We start from the raw sequence: 20,263 nt of genomic DNA on the forward strand, positions 1-20,263 counted from the left end.
CAAATTTTGTTTGCACTGGCCCTGTATCAGCTGAAACAACATGAACAGGCTTTTGAGGCGCTACAACAAGCGCTTGAAACCCTCATGCCGACTCAGGCGGTGCGGGTGATTCTAGATGAAGACCCTTTAATTTGGGATATATTAAGTGGGCTAAGTCAGCATTTAAGTCGACAGAAGCAAAAGCATACAGTTGTGTTATTAGAATATATTCAGCAACTTCAAAAGCTCAATCAAGCTGAAAGCAGTGCTGAAGCTTTGATCGGAAGTTCTGGCCTTGAGGCTTTATCAAAACGTGAAGTCCAAATTTTAGAAAAATTAAGCCGTGGCTGTACTGATGCTGAAATATCCGAGTCGATCTTTTTGTCCATCAATACGGTGAAATGGCATCTGCGTAAAATCTATAACAAGTTGCAGGTCCGCTCTCAAATGGAAGCAGTGAATGAAGCCAAGAAGCAGGGTTTAATTGAGTAATTTAAGATTGAATAATTTTTTATATGTTACTGTTTAACGAGATCTTCAACGGCTTTTTGAAAGAACATATCACAAAGTATTCAGGGCAAGGGCATGCCTTACCCTGAATATGCCATTAAAGTGATTTAGGTGTTCCAAACAGCTCAGTAAAGGCGTGGTCTGGACGTGGCTGTTTCATAAAACTTTCACCGACCAAGAAAGCATGAATGTCATGCTCTTGCATCATGGCAACATCCGCTGGGGTCGCAATGCCGCTTTCAGTCACCAGTAGACGAGATGGTTCAAGCAGTTTTTTCAGTCGAATCGAGGTGTTTAAGTCCACATCAAAGGTTTTTAAATTGCGGTTATTGACACCCAATACGCAACGCTCAGATAGACGTAAAGCACGTTCAAGTTCTGCTTCATCGTGTACTTCAACCAAGACATCTAAATTCTGCTCAAAAGCCGTTTTCGACATTTCTTCGAGTTGCTGATCGGACAAGCATGCCACAATCAGAAGAATACAGTCCGCATGTAAAGCACGTGCTTCAATCACCCCATAAGGGTCAATCAGAAAGTCTTTACGTAATGCAGGCAGGGCACAGTGAGAACGTGCAATTTGAATATTCTCATCGGCACCTTGGAAAAAATCGACATCGGTTAAAACCGATAAACATGCTGCACCTGCGGCTTCGTATTGCTGCGCGATTTCAGCAGGATCAAAGTTTTCACGAATGATGCCTTTAGATGGTGATGCTTTCTTAATTTCAGCGATCACACCCGGTTGTTTGCTCAGTAAAGACTTTGCAAAACCACGCACAGGAGTTGCCTCAAATGCCCATTCTTCAACATCTTTATAGCTACGTTGTTTGAGGCGTGCAGCAAACTCTTCCTGCTTGCGATCCACAATTTTGCCTAAAATCGTATTTGCGATATCTACCATGACAAAATCCTGTCTATCAAGCGTCGTATTGTTTAAGGGTTTTGCTGAATTCAGCAAGGATGCTCATCTTTTCTAAGGCTTGTCCGCCGTAGATGATGTCATGTGCTAAAGCCACGCCTTGTTTATAGCTGGTACAAAGTCCAGAGACATATAAACCGGCACCTGCATTTAAAGCAATCATATTGGCTGCTTTTTCGCCTTTATCCGATTTGTTTTTGCCTAAGGCATCTTTGATTAGGCTTAAACTTTCAGCAGAATCTTGAATGATTAAACCTGTTAAAGTTTGCGATTCGATTCCGACATCTTCAGGTTGAATTTCCCACTCGGTGACGTCGCCATTTTTGAGTTCAGCCACATAGGTACTTGATGCAAGGCTAATTTCATCTAAACCATCTTTCGAATGAACCACCATGACATGTTCTGCGCCCAGTTGTTTCATCACTTCTGCAATAGGACGGCACAATTCAGTCGAAAACACCCCAATCACTAGACGTTTTACTCCAGCCGGATTCGTAAGCGGGCCAAGTAAATTGAAAATACTGCGAATGCCTAATTCACGACGTGGGCCAACCGCATACTTCATCGCTTTGTGATGATTCGGGGCAAACAAGAAACCTACACCCATTTCACGAATACAACGTTCAGTTTGTTGCATGTTTAAGTCAAGTTGGATGCCTGCTTGTTCTAACAGGTCCGATGAACCCGATTTGGTTGAAACACCACGGTTACCATGTTTAGCAATGGTTGCACCTGCCGCAGCAATCACAAAAGCAGACGCAGTCGAGACGTTAAATAAGTTCTGACCGTCACCACCTGTACCGACGATGTCGACTAAATAAGGCACATCACTGACATCAATTTTGATGGCAAACTCGCGCATGACACGAGCCGCTGCGGTAATTTCATCAATACTTTCACCTTTTAAGCGAAGACCCATCATCAGTGCACCAATTTGGGCATCTGTTGCTTCACCATTCATGATGGTGCGCATGACGTCTTCCATTTGCGGCTGCGTCAACTCAATATTTTTAGTGATGTTATTTAAAGCTTGTTGCATATTCATTTTTCACTGCACTCATTTATGCGTAAATTTCTAAAAAGTTCTTAAAGATTTGATGGCCATGCTGACTCAAGATTGATTCTGGGTGAAATTGCACGCCTTCAACGGCAAGCGTCTTATGCTTTACACCCATGATTTCTTCAATTGATCCATCTGCTTCATTGGTCCAGCAAGTCACTTCTAAGCATTCAGGCAAGCTTTCTTGATCAATCACCAGTGAGTGATAACGCGTTGCTGAAAACGGAGAAGGGAGGTCGCTAAAAATGCCTTTATTCGAATGGTGCATGTCAGACAAACGCCCATGCATCACTTTTTTGGCACGAATGATTTCGCCGCCAAAAGCCTGACCAATGGCCTGATGTCCTAAGCACACCCCTAATAATGGAATTTTTCCAGCAAAATGCTGAATGGCTGGAATAGAAATTCCTGCTTCCGAAGGTGAGCATGGACCAGGGCCAATTACAAGATACTTAGGTTGCCATCGCTCAATATCTTCCAATGTCACGGCATCATTACGTACTACTTTTACTTCTTGATTTAACTCGCCAAAATACTGGACGATGTTGTATGTAAAAGAGTCATAGTTGTCGATCATTAAAAGCATGAGCTTAACCTATTGAAATTTATGCACATAAATGTGCTTGAAGAGTCCTATGGTATTCGTGCGTTTACATTATAAAGCTATAAGTAAATTATTTTTCTCATTCAATGACTTGAATGGAGGCACAAAACCGAAATTATCATAGCAAAAAATACACAGCTAGGGCGTGACATTTTTTTTCGGGCCTAAAAATTACAATGGGTTTTGTTACTAACTGATATAGAGTTTATGAATATCTTAGATTCAAACTCTAACGAGAAACCTCGTGGACTATGTGTAAATGTCATGAAGCATGCATATTCAAGGAATATAAAAGGATATCTTCTGATGTTGTGAGCTAAAAACTCCCCTAATGTCACCAAAACAGAGCATATTTTTTTGCTTGCTCACATCTGAGATATCGGGTTTATATTTGGTTTGAAAGGAGAGGTTTTTACTTTTTTTAAAATCAAATAAAAACAGTCAATTATGCTGATTATATTTGGTTTTATTAATGTTTCCCACCGTGATATGAGGTGTGGAGGTCAAATCAAGGCGAAAAAAACAGCTTAAACAGCGCTCTAATTTATAAAAAACGGGTGGAAATTGCACAGTGAAATTTAAAAATGCACCATTATGATCCACACTCAAAATCTTTTAGATTAAATGTGAAGAAGCATGCTTGAATATGGTGCATTTACTTTTTAGCTCAGTATAATAGAGCCAAAGCAAACAGCTTAAAACTGTTATTCTGATAATGAATTCAATATTTTAGCTAAGCTTTTTAAAGTTGGTACGGTAATTGCTTTAGAACAACCAACTACTAACACGCACTAAAGAGTGCAACAAAAATTCATCGGAGCAAAATGAGCATGGCGAACAAGGTCCTACAACTCATCCAAGAAAGTGGCGCAAAATGGGTCGATTTCCGTTTTACGGATACTAAGGGTAAAGAACAACACGTAACTTACCCAGCAGATACTATCGACGAAGATACTTTTGAAGACGGTAAAATGTTTGATGGTTCTTCTATCGCTGGTTGGAAAGGCATTGAAGCATCTGACATGATCTTACGCCCAGATGCTGCAACTGGTTTTATCGACCCGTTCTTCGCTGAGCCGACAGTAGTTGTTACTTGTGACGTTATTGAGCCATCAACAGGTCAAGGTTATGACCGTGACCCGCGTTCGATTGCTCGCCGTGCTGAAGAATACCTAAAATCGACAGGTATTGGTGATACTGCATTCTTTGGTCCAGAACCAGAATTCTTCGTATTTGACGAAGTAAAATGGGAAATTGATATGTCTGGCGCGCGCCATACATTGATTGCTGAAGAAGCTGCTTGGTCAACAAACAAAGACTACGAAGGCGGAAACTCTGGTCACCGTCCACGTGTTAAAGGTGGTTACTTCCCAGTTCCTCCAGTTGACTCTTCACATGACATGCGTGCTGATATGTGTGCGCGTATTGAAGACATCATGGGTCCAGGTCGTGTAGAAGTACACCACCACGAAGTTGCATCTTGCCAATTAGAAATTGGTGTAAGCTTCAACACAATGGTTCGTAAAGCAGACGAAGTACAACAGTTCAAATATGCTGTTTGGAACGTTGCGCACCAATATGCTAAAACTGCGACTTTCATGCCTAAGCCAATGGTTGGTGATAATGGTTCTGGTATGCACGTTCACATGTCAATCTCTAAAGATGGCAAGAACTTGTTTGCTGGTGATGAATACGCTGGTCTTTCAGAAATGGCGCTTTACTTCATCGGTGGTGTAATCAAACACGCTCGTGCATTGAACGCAATTACGAACCCTTCTACAAACTCGTACAAGCGTTTAGTTCCACACTTCGAAGCGCCGATTATGTTGGCTTACTCAGCACGTAACCGTTCTGCTTCTATCCGTATTCCTTACGTTTCTAGCCCGAAAGGCAAGCGTATCGAAGCTCGCTTCCCAGATCCAATGATGAACCCGTACTTAGGTTTCGCAGCATTGTTAATGGCGGGTCTTGATGGTATCCAAAACAAGATTCACCCAGGTGAAGCAGCTGACAAAAATTTATACGACCTTCCTCCCGAAGAAGAAGCGAAAATCCCTACAGTTGCGCACAGCCTAGATATGGCTCTTGAAGCGCTTCAAGCGGATCATGAGTTCCTTCTTAAAGGTGGTGTATTCACTAAAGAAATGCTTGATGCATATATCGAACTTAAAACTGAAGAAGTGCGTCGTTTGAACACGACAACTCACCCAGTTGAATTTGATATGTACTACAGCTTGTAATTCTGAACTGAATTTCACTGTAAAAAACCCGCGCTAGTCGCGGGTTTTTTTGTATCATCTGTTTAACTTGAAAAAATTGATGAAAGTAATGGCACAGCGTAAGAAGCACACCAGTTTTTATCCGTGGATTGACTCTAAAGATCACGATAAAGGTTTTAAGCTAAATTTTTCGATGGTGACTTATATCGAAGTTGGTCGCACCTCTGAAGGCTACAAGCAGGCAGAATTTGTTGCATTGAAAAGCCCAGAATTAGCACTGGATTATGATTATCCTCAAAGTTTTTACTTGAGTGCTGAAGGTTTTATTTTGGTAAAAACTCCGCAAGGTAAATTTGAAACCATTGCAAAAACAGATAATTGTTAAAGACTGATCTTACAATTGAATCAATAACATTCTTCATAACTCAAAAAGCGTTTAAGCGCACAGTAAATCAATGGTACAGGTAGGCTTATGCAGCAGATTCCAGCTGAACTGAAAACATGGTTATATGCTTCAGGTTCACTTACTCAGCAACTCACGGATTTGGCTGATGGGGCGTTTAGGGTTCAACCGACCAAAGAACATTTTCAGCGTCTTCAGTTTATCGATGCAAAATGGATGGGCATGCCGTTTCAGCATACGTCATGGGTACGAGAAAGTTTTTTATATGGCAGTGATGTAGAGCCTTGGGTGAAAGCCAAAAGCATTTTCCCGATTTTAAGTTTGCAAGGCCGTGCACGGCTTTTTAAACATATTGGTAAAAAACCGATTGGTTGGTTCTTGTTTCAGCGCACCAATCCAGCATGTGAGCGTCGTGTGATTTGGCTAGAAGATGGCTGGACTAGACAGAGCTGTTATACTTGGCACGGTTGCAAGTTTATTGTTCAAGAAACTTTTTTAGCGAGTTTTGAGCAATTTTTGCAAAAGCAGAATTCAGCATCTGAAGGACAGTCATGACAACTGCGCATCAAATTACTTGGCGTGAACGTTTAGAAGCCTATTATTATTTATGTCGTTTTGATAAGCCTGTTGGCACCGAATTGGTGTTCTGGCCGACCATGTGGGCACTGTGGATTGCGGCAGAGGGCATACCGCCAATGGGTATTCTGATTCCAATAGTCCTTGGCACGATATTTATGCGTGCGGCTGGGTGTGCAATTAATGATTTTGCCGACCGTAAAGTGGATGGGGCTGTAGAACGTACTAAAAACAGGCCATTAGCAACAGGGATTATCACGGCCAAAGAAGCCATTTATGTATTTCTAGCTTTAGTCTTTGCCAGTGCTTGTATGTTGTTTTTTCTACCGATTGAAACGTTTTATTGTGCTTTAGGTGGGCTTTTTCTCGCATTTATATATCCTTTCATGAAGCGCTATACCCATTTGCCTCAGGTTGTTTTAGGCATGGCTTTTTCGTGGGGAATTCCGATGTCATTTACGGCCATGGGTAAACCATTAGATTTAACCTGTTGGTTGCTGTATTTTGGCAATCTGGCTTGGACTGTAGCGTACGATACTCAATATGCGATTACTGACCGTGAGTATGATTTAAAAATTGGGGTGAAATCGACGGCCATTCTGTTTGGCCGTCACGATATCCAGATTATTGCTTTGTTACAGGCAATTAGTCTTGGATTGATTGGTACGGCATTCTATCTGGAAAATATTCTAATTCCTTTTGGGTTGATTGCATTGCTTGTGGTTGCAACAGATTTTATTTACCAAGCGTTCAAAACAAAAGATCGGAACCCTCAAATCTGTTTTTGGGCATTCCGTCACAATCGTTGGGTTGGAATGATTATTTTTATCGGAATTTTTTTAGAATTCATAAGCTGAAATAATGAATGAATAGAAAAGTGTCCTATGCAGGGCACTTTTTTTATGTATTAATAGAATGGCGTGTAGCGTCATGTATAAAAAAGACAAGGACTAAAAGGATATTTTATGAAACGCTCGAAAATAGCATTAGCCCTTACAGTTGCCGTTTCAATGCTGTCTTTAACTGCTTGTAATGACGATGATGATTCGCCCGCTTCAAACCAACAGCCCACTTATCTGTCGGAAGGAAATTATTCTTTAGATACAGTCGAGAATAGTTCATCGATTAAAGTCATGACTTATAACATGACGAATGTGCAGGGGAAGACAGCGACTGCAACGGCAATGGTTTTATTTCCACAGGTAGCTCGACCTAAAGATGGTTATCGTGTTGTGGTGTGGGAGCATGGAACTGTCGGAGGCGGAGATGATTGTGCACCAAGTAAAAATGTGATTCATCCACGCTTTAAAATTTTAGCGAATACATTATTGGCTGCAGGCTATGTCATTGTTGCTCCAGATTATGAAGGCCTAGGTACATCAGGTGTACATCCTTATTTGAATTTATCTAGTGCTGCAAACTCAGCAATTGCGGCCGTTAAGGCCGTAAAAGAGCATTATGGCACCCAGTTAAATGGGGCATGGATGTCGATTGGTCAATCACAAGGTGGGCATGCATCATTGGGTACAGCCGAGTTTGCTAATACAGATACGACTTATAAAGGAGCTGTGGCTGGTGCACCTGCATCAAGTTTAGGACAAATTATTCAAATTTATCTCGATCCACAATATAATCTTGACGTAAATGGTCAACCTAAAGCAAATGGTTTGAATATTTTAGATGACAAGTTGCAACAAGTCCGTATTGCAATGGCAAATGGCCTACCAGCGGCGCAAGGCCAAGCATTGATTGCGCAAATTGCGGATGGTTATGCTGAACTCTTGGCTTATGCGGCACTCACAAGCTCGGGTATTAAAGCGTATCAGCCTGATTATGATTTAAAAAATATCTTTACCCCTGGCGCTGCTGAAATTGCAGAAAGTGCTTATGGACGTACAGGCGATGATGGTGCATGTTTAGGTTATCCAGCACCGAATAGTGCAAATGGCTTACAAGAACAATTTAAAGCGGGTGTTGTAGAGTTCTTGGCAGATCCAACACACTGGACTTCACAGTATGGTGTTGATTTAAATAAAATTAAAACAGATCCAGTGGTTCAGAAATTCTTGGCGGATAATCAACCAGCAACCAATGCCACTGCTGCAAAAGTCATTAAAACCCCTGTATTTATTATTCAAGGTGCCAATGATCAAGCGGTACTGCCTGATGTGACGAAACTGTTATATGCGAATATGAAAGCAAAAGCGACCACATATTTCCCGCAAAATGCATATGCTGATGGTTATAAATTAACGATTGTACCGAATGCGACGCATACGCAAGCAATCATATGTCAAAATAAGGAGGCTATAGACTTTATTCAGACCTATATGTCTGCAGGTACAGGTATTGTATTAACTGATGCACAAAAAGATGCCAGCACCAATGAAAACTGTACAGGTAAAGCACCGACATAAAATGAACCATTTAAACTGAAGACAGAGTCTCATGATTGAGGCTCTTTTTTTGTTATAGTATTGGCCCATCAAAATCTAGATATTGGAAATAGGCTGGCTATGACGAAATCAACTCAAAAACTAACGCCGAAAGTGATGTTTTTAGCGAGTCTTGGTATTGTGATTCCATTGCTTATTTTAGGGATTGCTTTTTTAGCGGTAAAAAGCGATGCAAAAAACCAAGCGGAATATCAGCGTATTAAGGAAGAACAACAACAGCGTATTCAAGAAAAACTGGCTACCGAAAAGCAATTCACACAGCAGGAAGCGAGCAGTGCGGTCTCAAAATAATTCAAGTACGCATTGCAGGTGTGACACCAATGTGTTTGTGCAGTTGGCGAATGCTTGGAATTTCTGTAAAACGCAGAACAATGTAACCTGCTTCATTGAGCATGGCATCACGTTCTGCATCTTCTTGTTCTTTGCCGATATGGGAAGTTTTCCTAATTTCATAAATTTAGTTGTCAAATAAAAACAGTCAATTTCATATGAAATTACATAGTAGAAAAGAGAGCAAATTTAATGAATAAATTTCACTCATTAAAGTCTTAATTTTGATAGGCTTTGTGGCACATATACTCAAAAGCTAAATTTTCCCCAAGTTATCTAAATTTAAGTGACAACTTGGGTGTGTGGACGACCTAATTCCTTAAGTCTATTTAACACTGCCACACGTGCATGAATCATATTTACCTGACTAGGAAAACTTATTGCTGTTAATTTATTGCAATACATCTTGGTTTCCACCAAGATCCGATGATGATAGCCTGATCATTTTTTCTATAATGTTCTGCCTAGACTTTTAATTATTCGAAGTAATTCATTTCGCTCCTGAGAATGAAATTTTTTATCTTTCCTAATCTTCATCTTTTTCTAGGTGGAACCAATGCATGCGGCCGCTCCGCAATGACCTGGCGGCATTGTTTCATATCATATGCTCCGTCTGTATAGACGGAATCTATTTGCTCACCCAACGGAATTTGATTAAGTAAATATCCAAGGACTTGCGAATCACTCACGTTGTTGGTTGTAAGCTGAACTTTTTTTATTTGCAGGGTTTTAGCATCTATACCAATATGCAGTTTACGCCACTGGCGACGATATCCAGGTTGGTGTTTCTTATGTTTCCATTCTCCTTCATCTAAAAACTTTAGACCTGTTGAGTCAACGAGTAGATAAAGCCCACTACTGCTTTTTTGATAGCGAAATGCAATATCAATTTACTTTTGTCTTCTACAAATAGTGGAACAATCTGGAGCTGTCCGATCTAGACCACACAGTTTAATGAGACTTTTAATAAAGCCAGTGGCCATATGTAAAGACAGACGAAATAAGGATTTAACCATTAAGCAAACTGGATAGCTGCATCAGAGTAAGTTTGATTTCGACCTTGTTTACTATTGGTTAGTGCATACCACTGAATCTTGGGATCAAACCAAATGGCAAAATTTTCGCGATTAATAAGAGCTCTGTTGTATGAAGACTAATTGGTTGTACGGTAAATTTTAGGTGTAGGCTTATGCATTTGAAAATTATATTGTGGAATAAGCCTTTAGAGATAGGTTTGTGCAACAATACCTCTTAAAATTGATAAATCTTCACTCAATGGAACTTCCCTTGTTCCAATCGCCAGTCACACAACCAAATACCTAGCCCATCATGCACCACACGTTCATATGATGACCACGTTATTACAGAACAGGTAGGCGTAATGCGGTTTTATATAGCCAAAGGCTATCAGCACTTGAACCATAGCCGTATCCATACTCGCACGCATGTCCATCGGCTGGGTAGAGAGCCAGATTTCATCAATACGGATCATGTCGCTATGGGAATAAGAATGAAAATTAATCGAATTGACCAATACTAAAACTAAACTAGTGCATTGAACAGCTTGTAATTAGTCATATAATATCCCAGTTAATGGATTGATATGTCTTAACCATGATTTTTGTCATCGTGGTAACTCTGGGCAACATGGCTTGCCACCATAATATTTGAAATTGAACATTCAATAGATGTCCGCAAGCCATCGAAGAGTTGAACCTCGTTAGAGGTTTGAAGATAGTCCAATATATTTTCGCTCAAGAATTCTATAATTGCTTTGGGATTTCTGATTCTAAATTGGTCACTTTCAGCCAATTTGATGAGATGTGACAGGTCTGGAAATGCTTTACTACCCGCCAGTTTGAGTGCCATCTGATTATCAATTGATTCATAGATCAGGGTATGGGTAAGATCAAAGGGTGGTGAAACAAAAATGTTCTTCATATCTGAGGAATATTGCAAAGCAAAGTTTTTAAGATGTGCGTCGCCATTACCGATTAAACAGTTGAATACGATGTATTTATACATTTTTTCAACTTCAGCTACGCTACCCGTATATAGATAAGTTGCTTTCAGAAGAGTTTCATAGCTACTTGTATATTTTGCACATGGATCATTTGATTTTTTCATGAGCGTCGTAAAGTCTTCATAGCTTAGTTTTGTACCATCACTGGTTTTATCAAACCGTTCTACCACATAGGTTTCTAAATTTTCAGACAAGTAAGTCTTTGGTGGCTCAAGCCCACAATGCCGTGCAGCCTGCATACAGACAAACTCATTGACGGTAAGTAATGGAAATTCGGAATCAAAGGACTTAACAATCAAATCCCTTTGCTGAACTTTGTTATCCGATTGAACAGTATATGCATCCGGAATGCTTACCTTGGGCTGCATCCCAGCCAATGAAGTCCTGAGATAGTATTTTTCTAAGAGTTGTGGGAAAAGGGGCTCTTTACTACGATAGGATAGAATTTCACTTAAGTTCAAAGATTCTACCTCGGGAAAATTTAACTCACTTTTGTATGAGAGTATGCCGATGCCTTGATCACCTTGCAGTGCCAATAAGTACATGTCATTGACCTTGGTATATCTTGAAAGCTTTTCAACTATTAATCTACGATTAAACCCTTCAGGAATATTCTGCGCAAATATTGGATGGAGCGGGCCTGAAGAATAACCATCCATACGTTTCCGGGTCATGGTAAGTGACACATGCTGTTTTTCTTGTAATGGCTGATAATGGTGAACTGAACCATAGGTTAAGACACCTAATTCAGTTTGATTGGCACGCACCATGATATTGGTGATTTTTGCAGGAAGATTGGTTTGAGAATTCATTCATCCTCCTCAGCAAACATATTTTCAATCTCATCCCAATGGGGCAGGGAATGTTGCTTTGGAGATACATCAAACTGCAAACCAACCGCATCAAGTACACGTTCAAATATGTCAAATGAACCCGTAAAACGTCCATTCTCGATCTCAGAGATTGTAGTTTTATTGATTCGGATCAATTCGGATAGTTTTTGCTGTGTATAGCCAAGGTCTCTTCGTTCTATACGAACTTTTTTTCCAATTTCTACTCTACTCGCCATAGTAATTCGGCCACAATATGTTAGCTATATAGCTAATATAATATATTTAGTATATGAAGTTATCTAATTAGCTAACAAATTAACGTAATATTATTCTGCTTTTTGATTACTTAGATCTAAAAATAAAGTATTACAGAGATTAAATCATAGGAAGGAGGCAAGATGAGCTAGCATTTTGCCTCCGCCAGACCGAAGTCAAAGTTGCATCATGAACTATACTCATCTTATTCAAGAAGAAAGATATAAGATTCAAAACTTTTGTAAGTCTTTAATAAATCGTAGAACTTCTAACTTCTGCTCATTACTTAAAGTATGACTAACTTGTATTATTTCTGCCAATAAATCGTTTTCTACATAAAAATATGCTGTTGGTAAATCTAAAATTTCTGCAATTTTGGAAGCCATTAAAAAATCAGGAACATGTTTTCCACGTTCATACTGATTCATACGCGCACTAGCAGAAGATTCATCAATTCCAGCCAAGATCCCCAAGCGCTCTTGTGAAAGTTTTTTTGCTTTTCGCGCTATACGAAGTCGTAAGGCAAAAACATTTAAATTATGTGTTGGCATTAAACATAAGCACCCACCTTAAAACTAAGATTTTCTTAGTTTCAACTTGAGTTATTACTAAGGATTCCTTAGTATTGTGAAATCAAGAAGTCGACATTACATTGCCCGATGGTAACTTTTGAACAAGCTTGCCAGATCTGCGTTGATCTCAAGAGCCTATTTTTGATCCTCTACCAATTGTTAAAGTTATGATTCTATATACAGTTCAACACTAGGTCATCAACTCTCTTTTGCTTTAATTGTGCTTATCCATGTCAAAATATACTCTACCTTTTTACAGTGATTTTTTTCACATTTTACTGAATCATGAAATCATCGAATGGCGAGCGAATGACTTTATAAAGGCTATTTTTAATGATAGACAATTTATTGAACTCTCTGAAAAGCAAAGTATTTATAGAGGCTTAAATATACTAGTAAAATGCAATTTTCTTTTAACAGTGAGAGACAAGGATAACCGTAATATTTTTAGATACAGCGAATCTTCTTATTTAAAATCCTATCGAAATGTTGAGAAAGTAAAGAAAGTCAAAGAAGCATTAATTGAGGAACAAAAGAGTTTGGAAAATGCACTCGAAAGACGTAAAATCGAAAAAGTTTTCATTGAAAATATCATTACTAAAAACCCAGATCTACAAGGTTTTTTCGACAAATATGAGAATGTTATATCTAAAGAGTTAAAGGAATTAGAAAATAAGAATAGTTTTATAGTGAATATTTTCAACGATATTGAAAATGATCAACATGAATCATTCTAAAGAAGGAGAACTACAAGTTATATAATGCAGTAATTCACTGCCGCATAAACCCAACCAGAATTGGTTCGAATATATGCGAAGTCAGCAACCGACAAGTGATTTAGGATGATCTGCTCTAAAATTCCGTTTCACCAAGTCAGGTACACGTTTTTGTTCATCTCAGCTCTGGGTAGTATATTTATTCTTACCACACCAAACACCATGTAGACCTAGCTGTTGCATCAATCGGTAATCCTCCCATAAATAACCGAAGTTAAAAGTAGAGGTTAAGCAGCCATTAGAGGTGGCTTTCCTTTGTTAGCTTGATGTGGTCTTTCATGGTTGTAATGCCACAACCAGTTTGTTGCATAATCTTGTACTTCATCCAAAGTATCAAATAAATGCTTGCTCAGCCAACTATAACGTATGGTCCGATTATAGCGTTCAATATACGCATTCTGCTGTGGCTTACCCGGTTGAATATATTCAATACGAATACCGTGCTCAGTAGCCCAGCGCACAAATTCGTGACTGATAAATTCGGGACCATTATCGCATCGGATCACTAACGGTTTTTCTCTCCACTCCAGCAATTGATTCAACGTACGAATAACCCTGATTGTGGGCAATGAGAACCCTGCGTCAATGGCTAGGCCTTCGCGGCGGTAATCATCAATCACATTCAATAATCGAAACTTGCGACCATCGGAAAGCTGATCATGCATAAAATCTAATGACCAAACCTGATTTTCTCGGATTGGTTCTTTCAATGGTTCAGGCGCATGCCGTTTTAGTCTTCTTCTCGGTTTAATACGCAGATTCAGTGCCAACTCACAGTAAATGCGGTAAACCCGCTTGTGATTCCAGCAGCAACTCTTAAAAAGCCCCCTTATTCAGGGGGCAGGTTGTATAGATATAACTATACTTATAAAATTTTAATTTTGTTATAGATATTAAATTACCAATAGCCCAGCATCTTCCACCAAAGTCCGCCCAATACAATAAAAATAGCTATATTGATAATGCTCATAGCAAAACCAGCTTTCCACCATTCACCAAGCGTTGTATAACCTGAACCATAAATAATAGGGGATGTACCTGTCGCATAATGAGTCAGCGTCATCATAATGCTTGATGCTGCTGCCATAATCAGTGCAAAGAACATTGGAGGAGCACCTAGTGCGATACCTGCAATGTAGAATGCTGAAAACATAGCGGTAATATGTGCAGTAGTACTGGCAAAAATATAGTGAGCGTACATATAAGCAAATAGTAAAAGCATGGAAGCAGGAACCCACGTTAAGCCAAGCTGTCCAATGCTAGTTTGTAAAACACCAGAAAACCAAGCGATTAAGCCGAGCTTATTTAAAAAGGTCGCCATCATGACCAATGCAGCAAACCAAGTTACTGTATCCCATGCACTCTTTTGAGTTAAGACATCATCCCAAGTTAAAACTCCTGTAAGCAGAAGGAGTGATAAACCAATAAACGCGGTTGTAGTTGGGTCTAAAGTCCACATATCACCCAACAACATGGCAGGAATACCTGCCCAGAGTAATAATAAAATTCCAAATACAGCCAACATAATCATTTCATGTAAGGTAATGGGACCCATTTCTTGTAAACGGTCTTTGGCAAATTGTGCAGCATTTGGTGTTTTTTTAATTTCAGGTGGGTACATAAAGTAAAGCGCAATCGGCATAAATGCTAATGCAACAACACCTGGTAAAACCATTGCTAATGCCCATGTGGTCCAACTCAAATGGATTTGACTATTGGTCGCTTTCGCAATGAGTTCAACGACTAAAGGGTTGGGTGCAGTAGCCGTAATAAACATGGCAGAAGTAATAGGATTTGAATGGTAATTGACCAAAGCAAGATATTTACCAATTTTACCTTCAGTGCCTTTTTCTGGATCTGAGTCAAAACTCGTTGCAATCGAGCGCACGATAGGGTGAATAATTCCGCCTCCACGTGCTGTATTACTTGGGGTAACAGGTGCAAGAATGAGTTCAGATAATGCAAGGCTATAGCCAATACCAATGGTTCTTTTACCCCAAACTGCAATAAAGTAATAACCTAGTCGTGCACCTAGCCCTGTTTTTTGTAACCCTTTTGAAATCATGATGGATATACCAATCAACCAAATAAGAGGGTTAGCAAAGCCACTTAAAGCATCTTTGATGGCATCGCTAGGGTTATCTGCTGTTACTCGGGTAATCGCGACCAGTGCTATCGCGATAATCGAAATTGCACCAATAGGCATTGCTTTACCAATAATGGCTGAAATAACACCAATAAACATCGCAAATAGAAGCCAAGCATTTGCAGAAACATCTTGCGGAATTGGAATGAGAAACCAAATAATAAGGGTAAGTGATACTGAAATTATGGTTGGTATGAGTTTGAATCCCATTGAATCGTACTCCAAAAATATAGTTATTATGTGATTTATAATGAACAGTGATTTTATTGAAGTCTAGTGTGGTTAACATATTGTCAATAAAAGAAAGATTTCAATTTTGTCTAGCGAACGATTGACTTCAATAAGAATTTAATGTTGCTCAATTCATTTATTCTTAATAGTAGTTTATATGTTTATTAACCCGAATCCTGTTTAAGCCAATGGTTCCATAATTTGAATTTTCGGCTTATTTCGATGAGTTAATTGATATGCGCATAACGATGCGTAAATCCCACTTAGAAATCCATGAATACTACGAGCTTTACTCGTCACTAAATTGTATTGGCCTTTCAATAAGCTGAATAACGTTTCTATTTTATTGCGCTGTTTGGCACTGTTGCAAATAACCACGAATGGTAAGCTGAAGACTGTTTTAGCTAAAGGTGCAGCATATGAATCCTTTCCATGGTCGGCATTTTCAGGGCGAAATCATTCTTTGGGCTGTGCGCTGGTATTGTAAATATGGCATTAGCTATCGTGAACTGCAGGAAATGCTGGCCGAACGGGGTGTGAATGTTGATCACACGACTATTTACCGTTGGGTTCAACGTTATGCTCCTGAAATAGAAAAACGTTTACGCTGGTATTGGCGTAATCCTACAGATCTGAGCTCGTGGCATATTGATGAAACCTATGTAAAAGTGAATGGACGATGGTCTTATCTGTATCGTGCAGTCGATCAACGTGGCGATACCATTGATTTTTATCTTTCTTCTAGACGTAATACCAAATCAGCATATTGTTTTCTTGGAAAAATTTTAAATAATGTGAAGAAGTGGCAAATTCCACAAGTGATCAACACGGATAAAGCACCCACATATGGACGTGCTTTATCACGGTTAAAACGGGAAGGTAAATGTCCGCCAGACCTTGAGCACAGGCAGATTAAGTATAAAAATAACGTGATTGAATGTGATCATGGCAAGCTAAAGCGGATCATCAGGGCCACATTAGGATTCAAATCTATGAAGACGGCTTATGCCACAATTAAAGGTATTGAAGTCATACGTGCACTACGTAAAGGACAAGCATCGTCATTTTATTATGGTCAGCCTCAGGGTGAAGTGTGTCTAATCAACAGGGTTTTCGGTCTCTAAGTACTTTTTAAAGGGAACATCATCGACTCAAATCTCTATTTGCAACAGTGCCCTTCATCTCACTACCCTAGGAGATAAATCTAATGGCTAAGACTCTGCAAGAATTGTTAGCTAGCCGCTCTCCAGAGAGCCAAGCCCGTATTCAAAAAATGGCTGATGAATTACTGCTAGAAAATCAGCTTCATCTTATTCGTGAAGAACTCGAAATTTCTCAAAAAGAGCTTGCTGAAACTTTGGGAATAAAACAGCCATCGCTTTCAGCAATAGAAAATCGTGGCAATGATCTTAAGATTTCAACCATGAAAAAGTATGTTGAGGCAATGGGTGGGAAGCTCCGTATTGATGTAGAGCTTCCAACAGGAAAACATATAGGATTCAACGTTTAACAATAAAAATGGGAGCTATAGGCTCCCATTTTTAGATTCGTATAACGTTGAACCCAACGGTAAATAGTCGTGTGATCAACATTCACACCCCGTTCGGCCAGCATTTCCTGCAGTTCACGATAGCTAATGCCATATTTACAATACCAGCGCACAGCCCAAAGAATGATTTCGCCCTGAAAATGCCGACCATGGAAAGGATTCATATGCTGCACCTTTAGCTAAAACAGTCTTCAGCTTACCATTCGTGGTTATTTGCAACAGTGCCGATTTTTTGAAAAAAGCATAGGTCTAGATAATCAAGCTAGATTTTTTAAAACTCCACATTGGTCAATTGTACATAAACCATCACAAGTACCTCTTAAATCAGATAGTTGTTCAATAAGCTTTTGTTGCTTGATTATATTTTCTCTGATAGCACTGACATGTAAGTCAATTAATTCATTCACATCTGAACAATTTTTCTCAGGTTTGTCTTTATAGGTAAGTAATTGACGAATTTCATTCAAACTCATATTTAAAGTTCGGCAATTCAAAATAAATTTAATTCGCTCAACATAGCCTACATCGTAAAGGCGGTAATTTCCTTCCGTTCTTTCCGGTTCCGGAATTAAACCTTCCTTTTCATAAAACCTAATTGTTAATACTGAACATGAGGTTTTTTTAGAGAGTTCACCAATTTTTAAATGCATTGAGTTAGTATTTCCAAAGATTCTTGACTCTATAGTAACTATAGGGATTCTAATATTCAAAGTTTATAATTTTTTTAATGGGTATAATTATGAGTGGTTGTGGATGTAGTAAAGAAACACCATGCGAAGATAAGAAATCTCAACAAGAAAATCATCCATCAATTGCAGAAGCAAACAATTCAAAGAATTGTGATAATACGCTTAGCTGTTGTGGTGAAGAGGAAGAAAAAAAATCTTCATCTCCTTGCTGTAACACTTCAAACAGTTGTGAAGATACCGCTCAATCCTGTTGTGGTTCTGATCCCAAAGAAAATTTAAGCACTGAAGACGTTTTAAAAGATTCGCACTACATGAGTGAATACTTAGTTCCCAAAATGGATTGTTCTGCGGAAGAACAGATGGTTCGTATGGCGCTATCTTCAATTGATGGTGTTCAAAAACTCATCTTTGATTTACCTAACCGTTCTTTAAAGGTTCTACATAATCAAAAAGATGAAAATATAACCACCAAACTTGAAGCTTTGGGTTTTGGTGCAAAGCTTGTGAAGACTGAAACTTATATAAGCAATCAACAGGCTAAGCAAACAAGTACCTACACCATTCCTAAAATGGATTGCTCTGCTGAAGAGCAAATGGTCCGTATGGCTCTTGCAGATATTGAAGCAGTTAAAGGTCTTACTTTTGATCTTCCCAATCGAAAACTGAAAGTCTTCCATAATGAAGGGATTCAGCAAATTACGGCTAAACTCGAAGGACTGGGTTTTGGGGCGAAACTTGATGAAACACAGCTTTCTTCAGGCGATATACCTAATGAACCTGATCCTGTGAGACAAGCTAAAGTACTTAAACTGTTATTAGGTATTAATGCTCTACTTTTCTTTATAGAATTCATCAGCGGTATTATTGCTGCGTCTACAGGATTGATTGCTGATTCTCTAGATATGTTTGCCGATGCAGCCGTTTATGGTATTGCGCTATATGCCGTCGGAAAAGCTGCGAAATATCAAATAAAAGCAGCCCATTTCGCAGGTTGGATTCAGTTATTACTTGCTGTTATCGTGATTGTTGATGTCATTAGACGATTCATGTTTGGAAGCGAGCCAGAATCAACGCTCATGATTGTTATTGGCCTGCTCGCACTTATAGCTAACGTGACATGCTTATATCTTATTTCTGGTCATCGAGAAGATGGCGCACATATGAAAGCCAGTTGGATTTTCTCGGCGAATGACGTTGTCGTAAATATGGGCGTTATATTTGCCGGTGTACTCGTGGCGTGGACGGGATCAGCTTATCCAGACTTAATCATTGGCATACTGGTTTCTTTATTCGTACTTAATGGTGCCCGAAAAATTTTGGCTTTGAAGTAAGGGCACTGTTGCAAATAACCACGAATGGTAAGCTGAAGACTGTTTTAGCTAAAGGTGCAGCATATGAATCCTTTCCATGGTCGGCATTTTCAGGGCGAAATCATTCTTTGGGCTGTGCGCTGGTATTGTAAATATGGCATTAGCTATCGTGAACTGCAGGAAATGCTGGCCGAACGGGGTGTGAATGTTGATCACACGACTATTTACCGTTGGGTTCAACGTTATGCTCCTGAAATAGAAAAACGTTTACGCTGGTATTGGCGTAATCCTACAGATCTGAGCTCGTGGCATATTGATGAAACCTATGTAAAAGTGAATGGACGATGGTCTTATCTGTATCGTGCAGTCGATCAACGTGGCGATACCATTGATTTTTATCTTTCTTCTAGACGTAATACCAAATCAGCATATTGTTTTCTTGGAAAAATTTTAAATAATGTGAAGAAGTGGCAAATTCCACAAGTGATCAACACGGATAAAGCACCCACATATGGACGTGCTTTATCACGGTTAAAACGGGAAGGTAAATGTCCGCCAGACCTTGAGCACAGGCAGATTAAGTATAAAAATAACGTGATTGAATGTGATCATGGCAAGCTAAAGCGGATCATCAGGGCCACATTAGGATTCAAATCTATGAAGACGGCTTATGCCACAATTAAAGGTATTGAAGTCATACGTGCACTACGTAAAGGACAAGCATCGTCATTTTATTATGGTCAGCCTCAGGGTGAAGTGTGTCTAATCAACAGGGTTTTCGGTCTCTAAGTACTTTTTAAAGGGAACATCATCGACTCAA

20 protein-coding genes and 6 pseudogenes are annotated in these 20,263 nt (G+C 39.3%); 12 read left to right on the forward strand and 14 right to left on the reverse strand.

What is annotated here, in order from left to right:
• Positions 1 to 6: 6 nt before the first annotated feature.
• Positions 7 to 471, forward strand: coding sequence for a response regulator transcription factor (locus F986_RS12725; RefSeq protein ID WP_004695692.1), 465 nt, complete (start codon positions 7 to 9; stop codon positions 469 to 471).
• A gap of 115 nt (positions 472 to 586) precedes the next feature.
• Here F986_RS12725 and trpC read toward each other — a convergent pair whose 3' ends face one another.
• The 3 genes from trpC to F986_RS12740 are packed head-to-tail and all read right to left on the reverse strand — an operon-like array spanning position 587 to position 3,057.
• On the reverse strand, positions 587 to 1,393 hold the full coding sequence (gene trpC, locus F986_RS12730) for an indole-3-glycerol phosphate synthase TrpC (protein WP_004695695.1): 807 nt from the start codon (positions 1,391 to 1,393) through the stop codon (positions 587 to 589).
• A gap of 16 nt (positions 1,394 to 1,409) precedes the next feature.
• The gene (gene trpD / locus F986_RS12735) at positions 1,410 to 2,456 is read right to left on the reverse strand and encodes an anthranilate phosphoribosyltransferase (protein ID WP_004695696.1); all 1,047 of its coding nucleotides are present in this window, start codon (positions 2,454 to 2,456) and stop codon (positions 1,410 to 1,412) included.
• A 16-nt stretch (positions 2,457 to 2,472) separates the two neighbouring features.
• On the reverse strand, positions 2,473 to 3,057 hold the full coding sequence (locus F986_RS12740) for an anthranilate synthase component II (protein WP_004695699.1): 585 nt from the start codon (positions 3,055 to 3,057) through the stop codon (positions 2,473 to 2,475).
• Between the two features lie 842 nt (positions 3,058 to 3,899).
• Here F986_RS12740 and glnA point away from each other — a divergent pair.
• From glnA to F986_RS12770, 6 genes are all read left to right on the forward strand, one after another.
• The gene (gene glnA / locus F986_RS12745; protein ID WP_005400480.1) at positions 3,900 to 5,315 is read left to right on the forward strand and encodes a type I glutamate--ammonia ligase; all 1,416 of its coding nucleotides are present in this window, start codon (positions 3,900 to 3,902) and stop codon (positions 5,313 to 5,315) included.
• 88 nt (positions 5,316 to 5,403) lie between these two features.
• Positions 5,404 to 5,679: a hypothetical protein gene (locus tag F986_RS12750; RefSeq protein WP_004695703.1), complete on the forward strand. Its 276-nt coding sequence runs from the start codon at positions 5,404 to 5,406 to the stop codon at positions 5,677 to 5,679.
• Positions 5,680 to 5,766: 87 nt separating this feature from the next.
• Positions 5,767 to 6,252: a chorismate--pyruvate lyase family protein gene (locus tag F986_RS12755; protein WP_004695706.1), complete on the forward strand. Its 486-nt coding sequence runs from the start codon at positions 5,767 to 5,769 to the stop codon at positions 6,250 to 6,252.
• Entirely contained in the window at positions 6,249 to 7,130 is an 882-nt protein-coding gene (ubiA, locus tag F986_RS12760) for a 4-hydroxybenzoate octaprenyltransferase (protein WP_004695707.1), read from the forward strand. Before F986_RS12755 ends, ubiA begins: the two co-directional genes overlap by 4 nt.
• A 108-nt stretch (positions 7,131 to 7,238) precedes the next feature.
• Complete coding sequence (locus F986_RS12765) at positions 7,239 to 8,690, forward strand: alpha/beta hydrolase family protein (protein ID WP_004695709.1); 1,452 nt, start codon at positions 7,239 to 7,241, stop codon at positions 8,688 to 8,690.
• A gap of 99 nt (positions 8,691 to 8,789) precedes the next feature.
• Complete coding sequence (locus tag F986_RS12770) at positions 8,790 to 9,020, forward strand: hypothetical protein (protein ID WP_004695712.1); 231 nt, start codon at positions 8,790 to 8,792, stop codon at positions 9,018 to 9,020.
• A gap of 1 nt (position 9,021) precedes the next feature.
• Here F986_RS12770 and F986_RS17985 read toward each other — a convergent pair.
• The 5 genes and pseudogenes from F986_RS17985 to F986_RS12785 form a co-directional block, all read right to left on the reverse strand.
• A pseudogene (locus tag F986_RS17985) lies at positions 9,022 to 9,186 on the reverse strand (DUF559 domain-containing protein); the annotation flags it as partial.
• Between the two features lie 155 nt (positions 9,187 to 9,341).
• A pseudogene (locus F986_RS17990) lies at positions 9,342 to 10,254 on the reverse strand (IS5 family transposase).
• Positions 10,255 to 10,667: 413 nt separating this feature from the next.
• Positions 10,668 to 11,894 (reverse strand): type II toxin-antitoxin system HipA family toxin, encoded by a 1,227-nt coding sequence (locus F986_RS12775; protein WP_004695713.1) that lies wholly within the window; start codon positions 11,892 to 11,894, stop codon positions 10,668 to 10,670.
• Positions 11,891 to 12,151: a helix-turn-helix domain-containing protein gene (locus tag F986_RS12780; protein WP_004695714.1), complete on the reverse strand. Its 261-nt coding sequence runs from the start codon at positions 12,149 to 12,151 to the stop codon at positions 11,891 to 11,893. Before F986_RS12780 ends, F986_RS12775 begins: the two co-directional genes overlap by 4 nt.
• Before the next feature lie 249 nt (positions 12,152 to 12,400).
• A complete protein-coding gene (locus F986_RS12785; RefSeq protein WP_004695717.1) occupies positions 12,401 to 12,721 on the reverse strand; it encodes a helix-turn-helix domain-containing protein in 321 nt (106 codons plus the stop codon).
• A 251-nt stretch (positions 12,722 to 12,972) separates the two neighbouring features.
• Here F986_RS12785 and F986_RS12790 point away from each other — a divergent pair, with 251 nt between their 5' ends.
• Positions 12,973 to 13,479, forward strand: coding sequence for a hypothetical protein (locus F986_RS12790; RefSeq protein WP_004695718.1), 507 nt, complete (start codon positions 12,973 to 12,975; stop codon positions 13,477 to 13,479).
• Positions 13,480 to 13,517: 38 nt separating this feature from the next.
• Here F986_RS12790 and F986_RS18290 read toward each other — a convergent pair.
• From F986_RS18290 to F986_RS17995, 4 genes and pseudogenes are all read right to left on the reverse strand, one after another.
• Positions 13,518 to 13,707, reverse strand: a pseudogene (locus tag F986_RS18290) (IS3 family transposase); the annotation flags it as partial.
• A 38-nt stretch (positions 13,708 to 13,745) separates the two neighbouring features.
• Positions 13,746 to 14,324: pseudogene (locus F986_RS12795) on the reverse strand (IS3 family transposase); the annotation flags it as partial.
• Between the two features lie 92 nt (positions 14,325 to 14,416).
• Positions 14,417 to 15,874 (reverse strand): DASS family sodium-coupled anion symporter, encoded by a 1,458-nt coding sequence (locus F986_RS12800; RefSeq protein ID WP_004695721.1) that lies wholly within the window; start codon positions 15,872 to 15,874, stop codon positions 14,417 to 14,419.
• Between the two features lie 201 nt (positions 15,875 to 16,075).
• Positions 16,076 to 16,252 (reverse strand): annotated as a pseudogene (locus F986_RS17995) (IS982 family transposase); the annotation flags it as partial.
• 62 nt (positions 16,253 to 16,314) lie between these two features.
• Here F986_RS17995 and F986_RS12805 point away from each other — a divergent pair.
• Both F986_RS12805 and F986_RS12810 read left to right on the forward strand, forming a co-directional pair.
• Entirely contained in the window at positions 16,315 to 17,019 is a 705-nt protein-coding gene (locus tag F986_RS12805; RefSeq protein WP_004695724.1) for an IS6-like element IS1006 family transposase, read from the forward strand.
• A gap of 83 nt (positions 17,020 to 17,102) precedes the next feature.
• Positions 17,103 to 17,405 carry a helix-turn-helix domain-containing protein gene (locus F986_RS12810; protein WP_001140620.1) on the forward strand — a complete coding sequence of 101 codons (303 nt, stop codon included), beginning with the start codon at positions 17,103 to 17,105 and terminating at the stop codon, positions 17,403 to 17,405.
• Between the two features lie 41 nt (positions 17,406 to 17,446).
• Here the strand turns inward: F986_RS12810 and F986_RS12815 are convergent.
• Positions 17,447 to 17,608: pseudogene (locus tag F986_RS12815) on the reverse strand (IS6 family transposase); the annotation flags it as partial.
• A 93-nt stretch (positions 17,609 to 17,701) separates the two neighbouring features.
• Positions 17,702 to 18,094: a Cd(II)/Pb(II)-responsive transcriptional regulator gene (cadR, locus tag F986_RS12820; protein ID WP_000550240.1), complete on the reverse strand. Its 393-nt coding sequence runs from the start codon at positions 18,092 to 18,094 to the stop codon at positions 17,702 to 17,704.
• Between the two features lie 89 nt (positions 18,095 to 18,183).
• Between cadR and F986_RS12825 the strand changes: the two genes are divergently transcribed.
• Positions 18,184 to 19,464, forward strand: a complete 1,281-nt coding sequence (locus tag F986_RS12825) for a cation efflux transmembrane domain-containing protein (protein ID WP_004695728.1) — start codon at positions 18,184 to 18,186, stop codon at positions 19,462 to 19,464.
• 63 nt (positions 19,465 to 19,527) lie between these two features.
• Positions 19,528 to 20,232 (forward strand): IS6-like element IS1006 family transposase, encoded by a 705-nt coding sequence (locus tag F986_RS12830; RefSeq protein WP_004695724.1) that lies wholly within the window; start codon positions 19,528 to 19,530, stop codon positions 20,230 to 20,232.
• Positions 20,233 to 20,263: the final 31 nt, after the last annotated feature.

This window comes from Acinetobacter johnsonii CIP 64.6 (assembly GCF_000368045.1).
GTDB lineage: Bacteria > Pseudomonadota > Gammaproteobacteria > Pseudomonadales > Moraxellaceae > Acinetobacter > Acinetobacter johnsonii.